The organism is Methylobacterium sp. NPDC097929, assembly GCF_049543375.1.
GTDB lineage: Bacteria > Pseudomonadota > Alphaproteobacteria > Rhizobiales > Beijerinckiaceae > Methylobacterium.
Genome location: NZ_JBMVEP010000001.1, coordinates 997,582 through 1,013,888, shown reverse-complemented (window position 1 = coordinate 1,013,888; position 16,307 = coordinate 997,582). Strand labels below are relative to the sequence as shown.

Sequence of the window (16,307 nt, the reverse complement as noted above, 5' to 3'; positions counted from 1 at the left end):
CGCCGAAGGTGAAACCGCGTGGCAACGCAGCAATTGCCACGCCTGTGGAAAACCGGCAGGGATGGGGGACGGCCCTCCACCGATCCCCCGCCAGCCTGCGATCCGATCCAGCCATGACGTCATCGACGCGCCGTCCCGTCCTCCTGCGGGCACTGCTCGCCTCGGCCTGCGCGGTGGCGCTGCTGACAGGCGTCGCACCGGCGGCTCCGGTATTGGCGCAGGAGGCGGCCTCCGCGGTTCAGGATCTCGTCCTCGACAACGTGACGCTGGCCCTCGGCGAGACGCTGATCACCGCGCCGAAGGTGACGGTGAGCGGCACCCGCCTGTCGCGCGACGACCTGCTCGCGATCTTCAAGACCGATTCGAAGGACCCCTGGCCCGCCCGCCTCCAGCGCCTCGATGCCGGCAGCCTCACCCTGCCGGAACTGCGCGTCGAGCGCCGCGCCGGCGAGAAGCGGCAGGTCGTGACCTACCGCGAGGTCACGGCGCGCACGGTGCGCGCGGGCCGCATCAGCGAGCTGACCGCGGCGGGCGCGACGCTCAGCGTCGAGGGCGCACCGCAGGCGGGCAGCGGCAGCTACGGCCGGATCCGGGCGGAGGAGGTCGATCTCACCGCGCTGGCCCGGCTCTACGCCGAGGCCGGCAACGGGGCGAGCGCCCTGCAGCGGCTCTACGCCTCGCTCGCGGTGGACACCATCGCCTTCATCGACGAGCGCGGCACCACGATCTCGATCGCCCGGCTCACCGGCCGCGACCTCGCCGGGCGCCAGACGGCCGCGACCTGGGGCGGGGCCGTGGAGGCCCTGGGCGGGGCCGATCTCGCCGAGGCCGACCCGGCCAAGCGCGCCCGCGCCGCCGGACTGCTCGCGGATCTCGCCGAATCCGTCTCGGTCGGCAGCCTGGAGGCGACCGGCCTCGCCGTGAAGGAGGTGCGGGGCGACGATCCCCTCTCCTTCAGCATCGGCCGCATGGCCTATGCCGGCGGCGGGGCGGAGCCCGGCCTGACGCTCGCCGAGATCGGCTTCGGCGCCAAGGAGGCTCAGGGCAAGATCGGCCGGCTCTCGCTCACCGGCTTCTCCCTCGAACCGACCATCGCCGCCCTTCGCCAGCTCGCCAAGGCCCCCGCCCCGGCCGACAAGGCTCCCGCGAAGGGCGCTGCCCCCGCGCCGGACCCGCAGGAGGCGGATCTGCGCCGCCTCACCCCCGTGCTCGGCACGCTGACCCTGTCCGATCTCGGCCTCGACCTCGCCCAGGCGGCTCTGGCCCCGCCGGCGGGCGTCGATCCTCTCAAGATCCAGAAGCCGCTTCCCGCCCCGCTGCTCCCGGCGACGCTGCGGGTGGGCCTGCGCGGCGCCAGCATGAGCTTCGGCCCGCCCAAGGACGGCGTGCCCACCGAGAGCCGCCTCTCGCTCACCGGCCTCACCATGCCGGCCTCGGTCGTGGAGAGCGTGCCGGGCCTCGGCTCGCTCGGGCTCTACGGCTACCGCGACCTCGATCTCGATCTCGTGGCCGACACCGCCTGGAGCGAGGACAAGCGGGAGCTGAGCTTCAAGGAGCTGTCCCTCTCCGGCAAGGATATGGGGCGCCTCCATCTCAACGCGATCCTCGGCGGCATCGGCCCCGAAGTGTTCGATCCCGATGCGGCGGTCTCCGGCTTCGCCATGCTCTCGGCCACCGCCAAGGCACTGGACCTGACCCTGGAGAATGGCGGCCTGTTCGAGCGCTTCATCGATGCGCAGGCCAAGGTTTTGAGCCTGAAGCCCGACGAGTTGCGCAAGGAATACGTGACCGCGAGCGTGATCGGCGTGCCGGTCATCCTCGGCAACTCGGCCGCCGCCAAGGCGATCGGCGCGGCCATGGGCAAGTTCGTGGCCAAGCCCGGCACGCTCTCGATCAGCGCCAAGTCCAAGAGCGGCGAGGGCCTCGGCATGGTCGATGTCAGCACGGCCCCGACGCCGGCGGCCGTCCTCGACAAGCTCGAAGTGAACGCCAAGGCCGAGTAGGTTTCGGGCCAAGCGCTTCTCGAAGCGTCCCTGCCGCCCCGTCCGGGGGCGGCGGGCCACGATGTCCGTCAGTTCGCCGCCGCCACCTGCGAGCGCTTCGGCTTCGTGCCGGGCGCGCTCGGGGCCTGTGCCGCGGCCGTCTTGGTCGCCGCCTTGGCGGCCGGCTTGGCGGCGGTCTGGGTCGGTGCGGCGGCGAGGCGGGCGATGGCGAGCTTCGAGGCGTTGGGCACCGCCGCCACGCGTGCGGCCGGCTCCGATGGGGCCTCCCTGCCGGCGGGTTTGGCGGCGATCCGGGTCGGGGCGGCCTGCATCGGGGCAGCTTTCCCCTGCGCGGGCTTGGCGGAGGCGGTCTTGCCTCCTGCGGCGTTGACCGCTGCCGCATGGGCCGGGGCGGAGGCCAGTCGCAACGGCGTGGCCGAGAGCGCACCGTCCTTGTGCCGGCCGGCCTCGGTCACCATGCGGCGCGGCTCCGGCGCGGCGGTCTTGCCCGATGCCGGCTGGCTCGGGGCATGCTTGGCGGGCGCGGCGGCCATCGCCACCGGCGCGGGACGGAACGGGGCGACGCGCCCGGCGGTCGGCTGCAGAGCCGCCGGGACGGCGACGGCGGCGCTCGCCAGGACGATGGGCGCGGGCCGGGCCGGACGGGCGGCGGGTGTGACCTCCGGCGCATCGTCGTCGCGCTCGCCCGCCGGGCGGAAGGCGAGCGCCCGCGAGGCGCGTTCGAGCCGCTCGGGGGCGGCCTCCGGCTCGGACGGACCGAGATCGGCCATCATGACCGGTGCCCGCCCGCCCGAGGCGGGGCGGCCGTCGGTGCGCAGGGTGGCGAGCAGCTTGCGGTCGTCGCTGCCGGCGATCGAGGCCTTGCCCGCATATTCGATGCGCACCCGCGCCGTGCCCCGGCGATGGAAGTCCAGCGCCCGGGCCGCCTCCTCGGACACGTCCATGACGCGGCCGGCGTGATAGGGGCCGCGGTCGTTGACGCGCAGCATCATCGAGTAGCCGTTGTCGAGGTTGGTCACCCGGACGTAGCTCGGCAGCGGCAGGGTCGGGTGCGCGGCGGCGATGGAGTGGCGGTCGAACACCTCGCCGTTGGCGGTGACACGCCCGTGGAAGGCGCTGCCGTACCAGGAGGCGAGGCCCTCGCGGACATAGCCCTTCGCATCCTCGCGGGGCACGTAGGTCTTGCCCGCCACGACGTAGGGCTTGCCCGAGAAGCGCCGGCCGCCGCCCTTCGGGATCACGTCGCCCTCGTTGTAGAGGCGGCGGCTCGCCTTCACCCCGTATTTCGGGTCGATCCCGCCATCGGACGAGGCGGCGCCCGCGAACTTCTGCGGGTTGTTGGCGCAGTTGGCGGTGGTCAGCGCCACCGCGCAGACCGCCAGCAGGCGCAGGACGGGCAGCGCGCGCCGCGCCGGATCCTCCGGGGCCGTGCCGACCCCCGCCAAGACCCGTGCCTCGACCTGTGCCATGTCGCCCGCCCGCTCCCCGCCTACGCCACAGGCCCCTCACGGCCGCGGAAAGCGGGGCCGGAAGGGATCACGCACTCGAACCGGGCCGACGCGATGGGCCGGCCGATCCCCAGAGGATCGTCCGGACGCGGTAAAGGAAGGCTGAACGCGCGCAGGCTCCGGCCCGGGCGGTGGACAAGCCGCGCGAGCCGGAGCCTGCAAAACGGGAACGGATGGGGTTTAGGCCCGATCCGGAATGGGAAGATCCGCGCCGTTCCGGCCGCGGCGACGCCGCTCGGGCCGCCCCTCCCCCGCCCGGAGGGGGCAGCCCGGCTCAGCGTCGGGGCTCGCCCAGGATCTGGTCGATGGAGCGGGCGCCGCGCCGCTCGAACAGCAGATCGAGCGCTTCCAGCATCAGCGCGTGCATCTTGGTGCGCTCGGCATAGGCCAAGTCCCGGAGCTGGTCGTAGACCGGCGGCTCCAGATAGACCGACATCTGCTTGGCGCGCTCCTTGAGCGTGGCGCCCCGTCCCGGCTCCTGTGCCGGGCTCGCCGGTTCGAGCCGGACGACCTCCGCGTCCGCCGGCTTGGCGGAGCGCGCCGCGGCCCTGCGCGCGCTCCCGCGCTTGGTCTGGGGCGGGTTGGCGGAGGCGACGATCGAGGCGAGGTCGAGCTTAGGCGGCCTTGGCATGCTTGCCCGCGTCCTTGCCCGCGTCCTTGGCCACTTCCTTGCCGGACGCCTTGCGCGGCCGCGCCGCCTGCATTCGGCGCTCGATCCAGCTCCACAGCCGGCGCACCTCGCCCGCGGCCTGACCCTTCGGATTGTACTCGGTCACGCCCTGGCCGACGCCGATGGCGTCCTGGTGGTCGGTGCGGGAGACGATGTTGACGTCGGGCAGGATGCCGAGGACCGCGAGGCCGTCGGCGGCGTCGCGGATGCGGTAGGAGCGCGGCGGGGTCTGGTTCAGCACGAAGGCGAACTTCTTCTCCAGGCGGTAGACCGCGGCGAGCGTCGGCTTGAAGGCGCGCAGGTCCGCGGGCGTCGGCCGGCAGGGGATGATGCACAGATCCGCCGCCCGGATCGCCGAGAGGGTGCCGCTGGAATCGATCCCGGGGGTGTCGATGAAGACGTAGTCGTAGGACGACTCGGCCAGACGCTCCATCACGAGGTCTAGATGCGTGGCGTCGATCTGCGCCACCTCGGGACCGTCGGCGGTGCGGTGGTCGAGCCAGTCGGAGATGGTGGCCTGCCGGTCCATCTCCAGGATGCAGACCGTGTGGCCCGCCTCCTGCGCGGCGACGGCGAGCGAGATGCACAGGGTGCTCTTGCCGCTGCCCCCCTTCTGCGTGACGAACGTGATCGCTTTCATGCCGGCAGCCCCCACCGTCCTTCGAATCCGACGGGCCGGCCCGTCCTGTGATGCCGGGATGCCCTGATCCGGGATGTCGCCCAACATGGTTAACCGGCCGTTAAACGGCCCGGCCGCGGGCCGTCCCCGACGGGGCGCTCGCGCGCGATGCCGGACCTGTGGTTGAGATCTGACCGGGTCCTCGACCTGAGGGCTTTACGCCGGGCGGAAGGCTCCGCTAGAATAACCTAAGACAGTTATTGCGGCTATAAATTTACCTGAGGTTTGCCTCTTGCGCCATGCAAGGCCGAGACGGCGATCGCGGGTGAAAGGATCCCCAAGGTCTTGGCCTCCGGGTCTCGGCCTCCGGGGCTTGGCCTCTGGGTCTTGGCCGTGCGCGTTCCATCCTTCGCCGGTGTCCCGAGATGACGGCCTTCCAACCCGACCTCACGATCGCCTTCGCCGGAACGGCCTGCCTCGGCGCCTGGGCGCACGATCCGCTTTCGGACCGCATCGCCCTCTCGCCGATCCTGGCGCGCCTGCTCGCCGTGCCGATCGAGGATGCGTCCGCGCTGCCCCTGGCCCGGGCGCTGGCCGCGGTGGAGGCGGAAGACGCTGCCCGCTTGGAGAGCATGCTGCGGGCCGCGGGCGAGGATGGCTGCCTCTTCGAGGTGGAGGTCCGTACCCGGCCGCGGCCGGACGGGCCGCGCTGGCTTCGCCTCATGGGCCGGTGCGGGCACGATCCCGGGGCCGGACCGCGCGCGACCCAGGGGCTCGCCTTCGATCTGACCGAGGCGCGCCGCTCCGATGGCCCCGAAGCGAGCCGGGTTCAGCGGCAGGCCAACCGCTTGGCCGACCACGCCACCGCGATGAAGGGTCTGGTGGCCGACCTGCGCAACCCGCCCCTGGTCCGCCTCGTCGATGAGGTTGCGGTCGAAATCGGCCACGAACTCGCCCGCTGCCTGCGGGCCGGAGCGCGTCAGGTGCATTGAGCCCCGCTTCCCGGACCCCTTCGCCGGGTCCGACTTTCTCTGTGGTTGCTTCCACCAATCGTCGCGGCCTCTTCCGGCCGGCCGATCTGATATCGAGCGGTCCGGAGATATCGCGATGATTGGTTTAGCCAAAAATCATCAGTTATAAAAATTTAATTCCTAATACCTCACACGATGTTGACCTCCGTGAGGGAGAAGGGTGCGATCATGAAATTTTTTCAGAACGCAACATTCATCGTAAAGATCTTTATTCCGCTGCTCGTCACCGCCGCGACCGCCGTCTTTCTCGTCGGCCTCAGCCGCATCCATCTCGACGATCTCGCTGGCCAGATGCGGCAGCTCGTCGATGTTCAGTCGGCCCGCCAGAACACCATCCAGCAGATCCAGACGCACCTCACCGAGGCGACGATCCAGAACCGCAACATCATCCTCGCTCCGACGCTGGGCGAGAAGGAAGGCTTCAAGTCCCGGCAGGACGAGTCGATCCAGGCGAGCTACGCCACCCTCACTCTGCTCGACGGCCTGGCGGACACCGAGAACCGGCACGCCTTCAACCGGGCACTGAGGCAGCGGCTCGCCGACTATTACGCCGTCATCGAGCGGGTGTCGGTCCTCGGGCTGCGGGGCCAGACCGCCGCCGCGACCACGGTCGCCCAGACCGAGGCGGCCCCGCTGCGCAAGGAGCTGCGCGAGACCATCCAGCAACGGATCTCGATGTTGAGCGCGGAACTGGCGCAGGCCCGGACGCAGGCCGGGCACGATGCGGATCGAGCCGGGACTCAGCTCGTGACCGCCGCCGCCATCGGCCTCGTCGCCGCCCTGGTGCTGGCGGCGCTGATCGTGGTCTTCTCGATCACCCGGCCCCTGGGGCGTCTCGTGAACCTGCTGCACAGCATGGCCCGCGGCGAGAGCGATGCCGCGATCCCAGAGGCGGCGCGCGGCGACGAGGTCGGCGCCGTGGCGCGGGCCGTCGAGGGCATCCGGACCATGGTGGCCCGCAAGGCCGCCGACGAGGCGGAGCGGCGCCGGATCGCCGAGGCGGCGGCGGCCGAGGAGCGCCGCCGGACCATGCTGGAACTCGCCGGCCGGTTCGAGACGGCGGTGGGCGGCATCGTCGGCATGGTCTCGTCCTCTTCCACCGAGCTGCGGGCGACGGCGCAGGTGATGTCCGCCACGGCGGGCCTGACCGCGAGCCAGTCGGCGGGCGTCGCCGCCGCCGCGGAGGAGGCCGCCACCAACGTGGCCATGGTCGCCGCCGCCGCCGAGGAGATGGGCAGCTCGGTCCAGGAGATCGCTCGTCAGGTCACGGGCTCGGCCAACCTCGCCCAGATGGCGGTCGGCGAGGCGGATGAGACGGCGCGCCTGGTGCAGGAGCTGAGCCGGTCGGCCGGACGGATCGACCACGTCGTCAAGCTGATCTCGGACATCGCCGGCCAGACCAACCTGCTGGCGCTCAACGCCACGATCGAGGCGGCCCGCGCCGGCGAGGCGGGCCGCGGCTTCGCCGTCGTCGCCTCCGAGGTGAAGGAGCTGGCGAGCCAGACCGCCCGCGCCACCGAGGAGATCGCGGTCCAGATCGGCCAGATCCAGGCCTCCACGAACCGGGCGGTCGGGGCGATCGACGGCATTTCCGGCCGCATCCGCGAGATCGACGCCGTGGCGGCCAACATCGCCGCGGCCGTGGAGCAGCAGGGGGCGGCGACGCAGGAGATCGTCCGCAACGTCTCCCAGGCCTCGGCCGGAACCGGCGAGGTCACGGGCAACATCACCGGCGTGGCCAACGCGGCCGGCGAGACCGGGGCGGCGGCCGAGCAGGTGCTGTCGGCGGCCTCCGAGCTGTCGCGCCAGTCCGAGCACCTCGCGGCGGAGATCGACCGCTTCCTCGGCGTCGTCCGGGCGGCCTGAGGATCGCCGCGGCCGGTCCGCGGCGGTTCAGGGGTGGGCCGTCGCCTCCAGGGCGGGCGGAGGCGCGGTGCCGAAGACGAGCCCGCGCAACGCCTCTGCCGCCGCCGGAAGCGGCAGGCCGAGCGCGGCGCCGTAGGCCCGACGCAGATCGGCGCAGGCGCCGGCCGGGGGCAAGGCCTGCCCGAGGGGGCCGGCCTCGCTCCTGCCGGAGGCGATCGGCGCCGTCCCCGCCAGCGCCCGGGTCAGGATCGACCGGGCGCCGGCATCGCCCGCCTCCCCCAGCACCCGGCGGGCGAGGAACAGGTTGCCCTCCGCGCCGATCGCCGCGCAGGCGCCCGGCTGCCCCGCGGCGGCCTTGTCCATGGCCCGGGCCAGATAGGCGCCCAAAGCGACGAGGGCCTCCGGCTCGGCCCGGCTCAGGCCCGCCAGGACGGTGCGGCTCGCCAAGCGCCGCAGGCTGTCGCCGGCCTCGGCCTCGGAAGCGCCCTCCCCGTAGAGCGCGCGGTAATGGTCGGCGATCCGATCGACGATCCAGGGCGCTTGCGCCTCGACCGGGCGCAGGAGCGGAAACGACCGGAGCAGGACGCTGCGGGCACCGTCCGGTCCGTCGGCCCCGTCGAGGGTGGAATCGGGGAAGCGGTCGGCCCCGACGATGCCGGTGGCGACCCCGGCCCGCACCAGGGTGGCGGTGTCGGGGATCATCAGGTCATCCGGCCGCACCTTGAGGGCGGCGTCGACGAAATCGGCCTCGACGCCCGCGGCGAGGTAGGCGGCCCGCTCCGGCGCGCTGTCGGCCGCGATCTCGACGCCGAAGGGGCCGGTCTCGTAGGGCGCATGGAAACCGAGCCGGGCCTCGGCCAGAACCAACCGCTCGCGCCCGCGCACGAAGGCCAGGGTGCAGGCCGAGACGCAGTAATCCGGCACGTAGGTGACGAGGCCGTGCCGCGCGATCAGGGCACCGATCGCCGACCCCTCCTCGACGAGGCCGCCCTCGCTGGTGAGATGGATGCGCTCGACCGAGCCGTGGTTGTCGAGGAGTTGGGCGAGCCGTTCGGCGGCACCCTCGGTCAGCTCGCCGGAGAGCCGCACGTCGCGCCCCTGCGGGCCGAGCGCGAGGCGGGTCGCGGAAGGCTCCGGCGCGGTCGCGAACGGGTCGGGATCGCGCAGGGCGAGGCCGGCCGGGTCCACCGCCCCGCGCGGACCGGGCGCCAGCTGGCCCTCGCCCAGGCCGAGCGGCGATGGCCCCGCCATCAGGGTGCAGGCCAGCAGAATCGCGACGCAGGTCGCCCCGCGCACGGCTCGCCGCGAGCCAGCCGTCATCTCACGCCCCCAAGGCATCCGTCGTCCCGATGGTCCGGGTTCTGTCGTCCCGAGAATGTCCATCGTGGAGGTGGCGAAGCAAGGCCTCTGCCAGGGCGAAAAAGCGGCCGGAGGCATCCCTTGTCGCCGGGGCGTGCCGGGGCGGAAGATTCCGTTCCGGGCGCCGTGGAAGAGGGACGATTGCTTCCCCGCTTCGACACTTTGCCGCAGGCCGCGCGCGGCGCGTCTCAGGGCGCCGGGCGGAGCAGCAGATAGGTGTCCATGATCCAGCCGTGACGGGCGCGGGCCTCGGCGCGCACCCGGCGGATCTCCTCCGCGACATCGCCGAGCCGGCCCGCGGCGAGGATCTCGTCGGAGGTGCCGAGATAGGCGCCCCAGTAGATCGTCAGGTCCAGGTCGAGACCCTCGAAGCGCGGGTCGCCGTCGAGCATCACCACGGTGGCGCCGGGCCCCTCGCCGAGCCCGTCGCGCAGGCGGCGGCCCGTCGTGATCCGCACCGGCTCGCCGATGGGGTGGAGCGGGATGCGGTGCGCGGCGGCCAGGGCCTGCACGCTGGTGATGCCGGGGATCACGTCGTGGGTGAAGGCGACGCGCCCGCGGGCGCGCACGCGCTCCAGGATGCGCAGGGTGCTGTCGTAGAGGGAAGGATCGCCCCAGACGAGGAAGGCGCCCCGCTCGTCCTCGCGCAGGTGGTCCGCGATCAGGCTTTCGTAGAGCGCGGCGCGGGCAGCGTGCCAGTCGTCCACCGCCGCACCGTAATCGGCGGGCCGGCGGTCGCGCTCGGGATCGGGCGCTTCGACGAAGCGGTAGGGGCGGCCCTCGATGTAGCGGTCGCAGATCCCGCGGCGCAGGCCCATGAGCCCGGCTTTCGCGTCGCCCTTGTCGAGGGCGAAGACGGCGTCCGTCGCCTGCAGCGCCCGGATGCCCTGAACCGTCAGGTGCTCCGGGTTGCCCGTGCCGATGCCGATGACGTGGATGTGTCGCAAGTCTCAGCTTCCGGCCGGGTGCGTCCCGGCGAAGTCCGCCCTGGAGCGGGCTTGGGATGGAAGCGGCTTCTTAACGCATTCGGCCCAAAAGGGGAGTCGTGGAGGCGGGTTTCGCTCAGCCCACCAGCGCCGTCAGGCAAGTGCCGAACAGGGTGACGAAGGTCATCGTCGCCATAAACTTGATGTCTTCGATGCGCTGGCTCATCTCTCGTCTCCGTTGCGGCTCCTCTCTCGCGGCCGCCTTGATCCGTTAAATAACCCCTAACCTTGTGCAGTGGGATTGCGCGGTGCGTTTCGTCACCGTTGCTCACGCAATCCAGACGGCGAACCGACGAAACATCCTTAACGGACGTTCAGCGATTGACTGTGGCGATACTGCCGATCGATCCGGGATAGGCAGAACGCGTCACCGTTCGTCGGGTTGCGTCTCCTCGGTCTCGACGCTGCTTTGCCTTGACCGAGACGGGCCGCGAGGCACGAAAAAGCCCCGCCGTGGCGACCACGGCGGGGCTTTTTTCCGAGGATGAGGCGTTCGGCGACTTATTTCGGAGCGGCGCTGGCGGCCGGGGCGGCGGGGGCCGGCGCGGCGCCGCCCTGCTGCTCCAACTTCTTGCGCATCTCGTCGCTGCGCTTCTCCATCTCGGCCTGGAGCTTCTTCTGCTGCTCCTCGAGCACCTTCGGATCGATGGCCGGGCCGTCGAAGGCCTTGCCGAAGCCGGCCACCGGCACCGCGAAGACCACCTCGCGCTGGGTCTGATTCTGGACCCGGACGTTGAGCGTGGTGCCCTTCTTGAGAGCGGCCACCATCTCGTTCGAGACGCCGCCGGCCTCCGCGAAGCAGCCGTTGGGGAAGCAGACCGCGAACTTGCCGCCGGTGACTTCCTTGCCGTCGACGTCGAAGCGCATGCCCGGCGCCAGCATCAGGCCGAGCGGCAGGAGGAAGCGGACGACCTTCACCTCCTGCTTCGTGGAGGCGTTCTTCATGTCGTAGAGCGCGACCGCGAGCACCGGCTGTCCGGAATCCGAGACGAAGTCACGGGTGGTGTAGCAGACGTCGGTGCCGGAATTGTTGTCCTTGCCGCAGACCTTGGTCCAGTCGGCCTGGCTCGGCTCGGACTTCACGTTGATGATCTGCGGGCCGGCATTCTGGGCCTGCTGGCCGGCAGGGGCGGCGGGCTGGGCCTGAGCGGGGGCGGGGGTCGGCGCCGGGGCGGCCGGCTTCTTCGCCTGAGCGAAGGCGGTTCCGCCCAGGCCGACGCCCAGGCCCGCCATGGCGAGGAACGCGGCCACGCGAAGCGGGCGCGCGGAAGGCTTGGCCATGGGAGACTTGGCAAGGAACATCGGCGTTATGACCCCTTCAACGAAATAGCGCGTAGACGCGTGACGCGGTGCTTCTTCGGGCGCGCCGCAGCCTCGCGGGATGACGGTCCGGCCGTTCGATCCGAGGCGCGGCCGGCGGGAGCGCTGCGCCCCATCGCCGGGCGCGGCATCGGGCGCGGCACGGTTTTCGCCCGAACGAGACGGCGGCCTGCTTCCCCGTGGAATGCGGCGAAGGCATGACGCCTGCGCCGTACACCCCTGCGCGCGCGGCCTCAAGTGATGTCGAGGCCCGGGAAGCACTGTCGCGCCGGGTTCGGTCCTGACGCTATCGTGTCCCGGCCCCGTTTGGACCGGTTGACCGGACTTCGCAGCGGGCCGCCTCGCCGGACAGCACCGGGGGCTGACCAGCCCGTACGCGTCGCCAAGTTCGAGGCACGTTCGAGGAACCTATCCCGATGGGCCGGGGCGTGAAGCCCGACGACATCTCCGGGGCCATCGCAGTCCTGGCGAGCCAGGACGCGCACTTCGTCACGGGGGAAAACGGCCGGTCGATGGCGGCCTCTCGGCCTCGAACGGCCAGCCGGCCCTGAGCTGACCGCTGTCAACGCCGTCATCGCGGGCGCATGCGAGGCGATCCGGCCGCGCGCCCTTTCCCGACGCGGCGGAGCCCTGGATCGCTTCGGCCCCGCCTCGCGATGACGACAGGGGTTCGGCGGATCAATCCAGATCGCGCAGGTGCCGCGCCGCGACCGCGGAAGCCGCGGTGCGGTTCTCGACGCCGAGCTTGGCGTAGATGCCTTCGAGGTGCTTCGTCACCGTGCGGGGGCTCAACCCCAAGATCTCGCCGATGTCGCGGCTCGACTTGCCGCGGGAGAGCCAGAGCAGCACCTCCGCCTCGCGGCCGGTGATGGGCAGGCGCTCGCGCAGCCGTTCCAGCCCGGCGGCGGCGGGATCGCCGGAGAGGCGCAGCAGGATCTCGGGTCCGGTGCGGCCGATGAAGCTCAAGGTGTGGATGCGGCCCTGCGCATCGGTGAGCGCGAGGGGCGCCGCGGCGCCGGCCAGGCATTTGGCCAGCCAGTCGCGCCCGCTCGGGGGAAGGCTCAGCGGTTCGCTCGCTCCCAATGCGGCCAGCACCTGCGCGGCCTGCGGCGTGCACCACAGGACCGCGCCCGCGGCATCGACCGCGAACAGGGTGCGTCCGGCGGTGTCGAGCGCCGCTCGGGCGCTCTGCGCGGCCCGCGCGCTCGCGAGATGGACGCGGATGCGCGCCAGGATCTCGTCGGGGGCGATGGGCTTGGTGACGTAGTCGGTCCCGCCCGCGCCCAGGCCCTTCACGATGTGCTCGGTCTCCGACAGCCCGGTCATGAAGATGACGGGCACGTGGGCGAGATGGCCCTTGGCCTTGAGCCGGCGGCAGGTCTCGAACCCGTCCATGCCCGGCATCACCGCGTCGAGCAGGATGATGTCGGGGGTGATCTCCTCCACGAGGTCGAGGGCGAGGTCGCCGCCCACCGCCACCAGCACCGTGGCGCCGGAGCGCTCGATCGCCTCGGTGAGGAAGCTGAGCGTATCGGGAGAATCGTCGACGACGAGGACGATGTCGCGCCGCGTGTCAGGCATCGCGGGCCAACCCCTCCAGAACGCCGACGTAGCGGCGCATGTCGTAGGCCGTCACCAGCCCGCGCATCTGCGCGATGAAGGCGGGCGGCACGGCGGCATCGGTCTCCAGCTCGGTGAGCTTGGCCTCGATGCCGCGCACATGCCCGATGCGGCCGAGGCGCAGCAGCGCGGCGACGTGCTCGGCCGGCACGGTTCCCTCGCGCGCCGCGCCGTCCTTCGCGGCGTCGGCCGGACGCTCGGCCCGCACGGTGGGGCGGGGTTCCGGGGCGGGGCCGGGCAGCGGGCGGGCGGTGCCCAGAAGCCCCGTGATACGCTCCAAAAGATCCTGCATGTCGAAGGGTTTGGCGATGATGTCGTCGTGCGGCGCGTCCGCCCCGCGGCTCGGGCTGATCTCGTGGACGTTGGCCGACATCATCGCGATCCGGGCGGTGAAGCCGGTCTCCCGCAGCGTCCGCGCCACCTCCCAGCCGCTCATGCCCGGCATGGCGATGTCGAGCAGGATCAGGGCCGGCTCACGCTCCATCGCCAAAGCGAGGCAGGCCGGGCCGTCCGGCGCCTCGGCGACCGTGAAGCCCAGGGGCTCCAGAATCTCGCGCATCAGCGCGCGGTGGGCGGGATCGTCGTCGGCAACGAGAACGAGGCGGCCCGGCTCGGACAAGGCGGGCCGCATCACCGCCGCGGGGGCCGGGATCGCGGCGGGCGCCGGGCGGTTCACCGAGGCCAGCATCAGCCGCACCCGGAAGCAGGTGCCCTCGCCGACCCGGCTCTCGACGGTGATCTCGCCGCCCATCACCTGCGCCAGCAGACCCGCGATGGTGAGCCCGAGCCCGGTGCCCGGCGCCGCACGGGCGGCGGGCATCGAGCCGCGCTCGAACGGCTCGAAGATCCGGCCGAGATCGGCCTCCGGGATGCCGAGCCCGGTGTCGCGGATCGTGAAGACGGCGACCTGCCCGCGATAGGTCATCTCCAGCGCGACCTCGCCCTCGGGCGTGAACTTGATCGCGTTGGAGAGGAGATTGAGCAGGATCTGGCGCAGGCGCTTCTCGTCGGTCGCCACGACGGCCGGCAGGATTTCGGGCCGGGTGAAGCGGAAGGTCAAGCCCGCACCCTCGGCCTGGAGCCGCACCATGTCGACGATCTGGGCGAGGAAGTCGGCGAGCCGGATCTCGTTGCGGTGGGTCTGGAGCCGTCCCGCCTCCATCCGCGAGATGTCGAGCAGGCCGTCGATCAGCCCCGAGAGGTGCTGGGCGCTGCGGCGGATCACCCGGATGCCGTTGCGGCGGGGTTCCGGGATGCTGGGGTCGCCCTCCAGCAACTGCGCGTAGCCGAGCACGGCGTTGAGCGGCGTGCGCAATTCGTGGCTGATGCCGACGACGTAGCGGCTCTTGGCGAGGTTGGCGGCCTCCGCCGTCTCCTTGGCCTGCTGCAGCTTGGCGTCCGTGACCTTGTGGGCGGCGATTTCGGCCTCGTAGAGGGCGGTCTGGCGCGCGGTTTCCTCCTGCGCGACGCGGCGGCTCTCCTGGGCCAGCACGAACAGCCATGCGACCACGCCGAGAATCACGATCAGGATGAAGAACAGGCTGGTGAGCGCGGCGCGCAGGGTTTCCCCGTGCTCGGGATGCGCGGCGGCGGCACCCGCGTGGACGATGACGAGGATTAGCCCGATCACCGTGATCAGGGTCAGCATCAGCGCGATGTAACGGCCGAGCGGCGCGCCGATCCAGGCGGCGGTGCGAGCGGGCAGGACGCGGGAAAGCGCGTCGTGCGCCTGCACCTCCAACCGTCCGTGCGGCTTGCACAGGTCGCCGCAGCGGGCGTCGAGCGAGCAGCACAGCGAGCAGATCGGCCCGGAATAGGCCGGGCAGCGGGCCATGTCCTCGGCCTCGAACGGGTGCTCGCAGACCCGGCAGGTGATCTCTGGCCGGTCCCAGGCGGTCTGCGGGTCGCGGGCGAGGTAGCGCTTGCCCCCGGTCGCCAGGGCGATGGCGGGTGCGGCGGCAAACGCCGTTGCCAGCGCCAGCATCGGCGCGAAGGGCTGGAGCGCGTCGCCGCACAGGCCGGCATGGATCAGGCAGCCGGCGAGCAGCGAGAGCACCATCGCCCCGGTGCCGACGGGGTTGATGGCGTAGAGATGCGCCCGCTTGAACTCGATGCCCGGCGGCGACAGCCCGAGCGGCTTGTTGACGGCCAGATCGGCGGCGAGCGCTCCGACCCAGGCCGAGACCACGCAGGCATAGAGCGGCAGCGTGCTCTCGATGGTCTTGTCGATGCCGAGTTCCATCAGCAGCAGGGCGATGGCGACGTTGAACACGAGCCAGACCACCCGGCCCGGATGGCTATGGGTGAGGCGCGAGAAGAAGTTCGACCACGCGATCGAGCCGGCATAGGCGTTGGTCACGTTGATCTTGAGCTGCGAGATCACCACGAACAGGCCGGTGAGCGCCAGCGCGATGCCGGGCGAGCCCGAGACGTAGCCGAAGGCGACCGCGTACATCTGCGTCGGCTCGGCGGCGCGCTCCGACGAGACGCCGTGGCCCAGCGCCAGCACCGTGAGGAAGGCGCCGAGCAGGATCTTGAGCATGCCCGGTACGATCCAGCCGGCGCCCGCCGAGAGCACGCCGACCCACCAGCGCCAATCGCCCTTCCTTTCAGGCGGCGGCATGAACCGCAGGAAGTCGACCTGCTCGCCGACCTGGGCCAGCAGCGCCAGCAGGATGCCGGAGGCGAGCCCGAACAGGCGCAGGTCGAAGCCGGCGCCCGCGGCATCCAGGCCAGGATAGCCGGTGAAGGCCTCGAACGGCACCGGCCCCGAGAACCCAATGCAGACGAGCGGCAGCAGGTTGAGGCCGATCCAGAGCGGCTGCGTCCAGAGCTGGAACCGGCTGATGAGGCGGATGCCGTAGATCACGAGCGGGATCACCGCCCCCGCGCTGACGATGTAGCCGATCCAGAGCGGCAGGCCGAAGCAGAGCTGCAGCGCCAGCGCCATAATCGCCGCTTCGATGGCGAAGAACAGGAAGGTGAAGCCGGCATAGATCAGCGAGGTGATCGTCGAGCCGAGATAGCCGAAGCCCGCCCCGCGGGTGAGAAGGTCGATATCGACCCCGTAGCGCGCGGCGTAGATGGTGATCGGCGCGGCGGTGGCGAAGATGATGAGCCCGACGACGAGCACGGCGGCGAAGGTGTTGGTGAAGCCGGTGGCGAGCACCAGCGTGCCGCCGATGGCTTCCAGCGCCAGGAACGAGAGCGAGCCGAGCGCCGTCTGCGCGATGCGGAAGGACGACCAGCGCCGCGCCTTCTTGGCGGTGAAGCGCAGGGCATAGTCTTCCAGCGTCTCGTCGGCGACGAGGCGGTTGTAGTCCCG

At 71.6% G+C, this 16,307-nt stretch carries 12 protein-coding genes; 4 read left to right on the top strand and 8 right to left on the bottom strand.

The window, feature by feature from the left end; genetic code table 11:
• The first annotated feature begins 113 nt into the window (after positions 1-113).
• The gene (locus ACPCJR_RS04865; RefSeq protein ID WP_391510427.1) at positions 114-2,003 is read left to right on the top strand and encodes a hypothetical protein; all 1,890 of its coding nucleotides are present in this window, start codon (positions 114-116) and stop codon (positions 2,001-2,003) included.
• A 68-nt stretch (positions 2,004-2,071) separates the two neighbouring features.
• Here ACPCJR_RS04865 and ACPCJR_RS04860 read toward each other — a convergent pair whose 3' ends face one another.
• From ACPCJR_RS04860 to ACPCJR_RS04850, 3 genes are all read right to left on the bottom strand, one after another.
• The gene (locus ACPCJR_RS04860; protein WP_391510428.1) at positions 2,072-3,472 is read right to left on the bottom strand and encodes a septal ring lytic transglycosylase RlpA family protein; all 1,401 of its coding nucleotides are present in this window, start codon (positions 3,470-3,472) and stop codon (positions 2,072-2,074) included.
• Between the two features lie 313 nt (positions 3,473-3,785).
• A complete protein-coding gene (locus ACPCJR_RS04855) occupies positions 3,786-4,142 on the bottom strand; it encodes a ribbon-helix-helix domain-containing protein (RefSeq protein ID WP_391510429.1) in 357 nt (118 codons plus the stop codon).
• Entirely contained in the window at positions 4,126-4,821 is a 696-nt protein-coding gene (locus ACPCJR_RS04850; RefSeq protein WP_391510430.1) for an AAA family ATPase, read from the bottom strand. The genes ACPCJR_RS04855 and ACPCJR_RS04850 overlap by 17 nt, the downstream gene beginning before the upstream one ends.
• A gap of 404 nt (positions 4,822-5,225) precedes the next feature.
• Here ACPCJR_RS04850 and ACPCJR_RS04845 point away from each other — a divergent pair, with 404 nt between their 5' ends.
• Together ACPCJR_RS04845 and ACPCJR_RS04840 are read left to right on the top strand one after the other, a co-directional pair.
• On the top strand, positions 5,226-5,792 hold the full coding sequence (locus tag ACPCJR_RS04845; protein ID WP_391510431.1) for a hypothetical protein: 567 nt from the start codon (positions 5,226-5,228) through the stop codon (positions 5,790-5,792).
• Between the two features lie 207 nt (positions 5,793-5,999).
• A complete protein-coding gene (locus tag ACPCJR_RS04840) occupies positions 6,000-7,697 on the top strand; it encodes a methyl-accepting chemotaxis protein (RefSeq protein ID WP_391510432.1) in 1,698 nt (565 codons plus the stop codon).
• A gap of 27 nt (positions 7,698-7,724) precedes the next feature.
• Here ACPCJR_RS04840 and ACPCJR_RS04835 read toward each other — a convergent pair whose 3' ends face one another.
• The 3 genes from ACPCJR_RS04835 to ACPCJR_RS04825 all read right to left on the bottom strand — a co-directional run bounded on the left by ACPCJR_RS04835 (position 7,725) and on the right by ACPCJR_RS04825 (position 11,344).
• A complete protein-coding gene (locus ACPCJR_RS04835; RefSeq protein WP_391510433.1) occupies positions 7,725-9,017 on the bottom strand; it encodes a hypothetical protein in 1,293 nt (430 codons plus the stop codon).
• A gap of 227 nt (positions 9,018-9,244) precedes the next feature.
• Positions 9,245-10,003 (bottom strand): precorrin-6A synthase (deacetylating), encoded by a 759-nt coding sequence (gene cobF / locus ACPCJR_RS04830; RefSeq protein ID WP_391510434.1) that lies wholly within the window; start codon positions 10,001-10,003, stop codon positions 9,245-9,247.
• A gap of 540 nt (positions 10,004-10,543) precedes the next feature.
• On the bottom strand, positions 10,544-11,344 hold the full coding sequence (locus ACPCJR_RS04825; RefSeq protein WP_391510436.1) for an invasion associated locus B family protein: 801 nt from the start codon (positions 11,342-11,344) through the stop codon (positions 10,544-10,546).
• Between the two features lie 434 nt (positions 11,345-11,778).
• Between ACPCJR_RS04825 and ACPCJR_RS04820 the strand changes: the two genes are divergently transcribed.
• Positions 11,779-11,913: a hypothetical protein gene (locus ACPCJR_RS04820; RefSeq protein WP_391510437.1), complete on the top strand. Its 135-nt coding sequence runs from the start codon at positions 11,779-11,781 to the stop codon at positions 11,911-11,913.
• Positions 11,914-12,040: 127 nt separating this feature from the next.
• Here ACPCJR_RS04820 and ACPCJR_RS04815 read toward each other — a convergent pair whose 3' ends face one another.
• Positions 12,041-12,943 carry a DNA-binding response regulator gene (locus ACPCJR_RS04815; RefSeq protein WP_253370794.1) on the bottom strand — a complete coding sequence of 301 codons (903 nt, stop codon included), beginning with the start codon at positions 12,941-12,943 and terminating at the stop codon, positions 12,041-12,043.
• The gene (locus ACPCJR_RS04810) at positions 12,936-16,151 is read right to left on the bottom strand and encodes an ATP-binding protein (RefSeq protein ID WP_391510438.1); all 3,216 of its coding nucleotides are present in this window, start codon (positions 16,149-16,151) and stop codon (positions 12,936-12,938) included. The genes ACPCJR_RS04815 and ACPCJR_RS04810 overlap by 8 nt, the downstream gene beginning before the upstream one ends.
• Between the last annotated feature and the right edge of the window lie 156 nt (positions 16,152-16,307).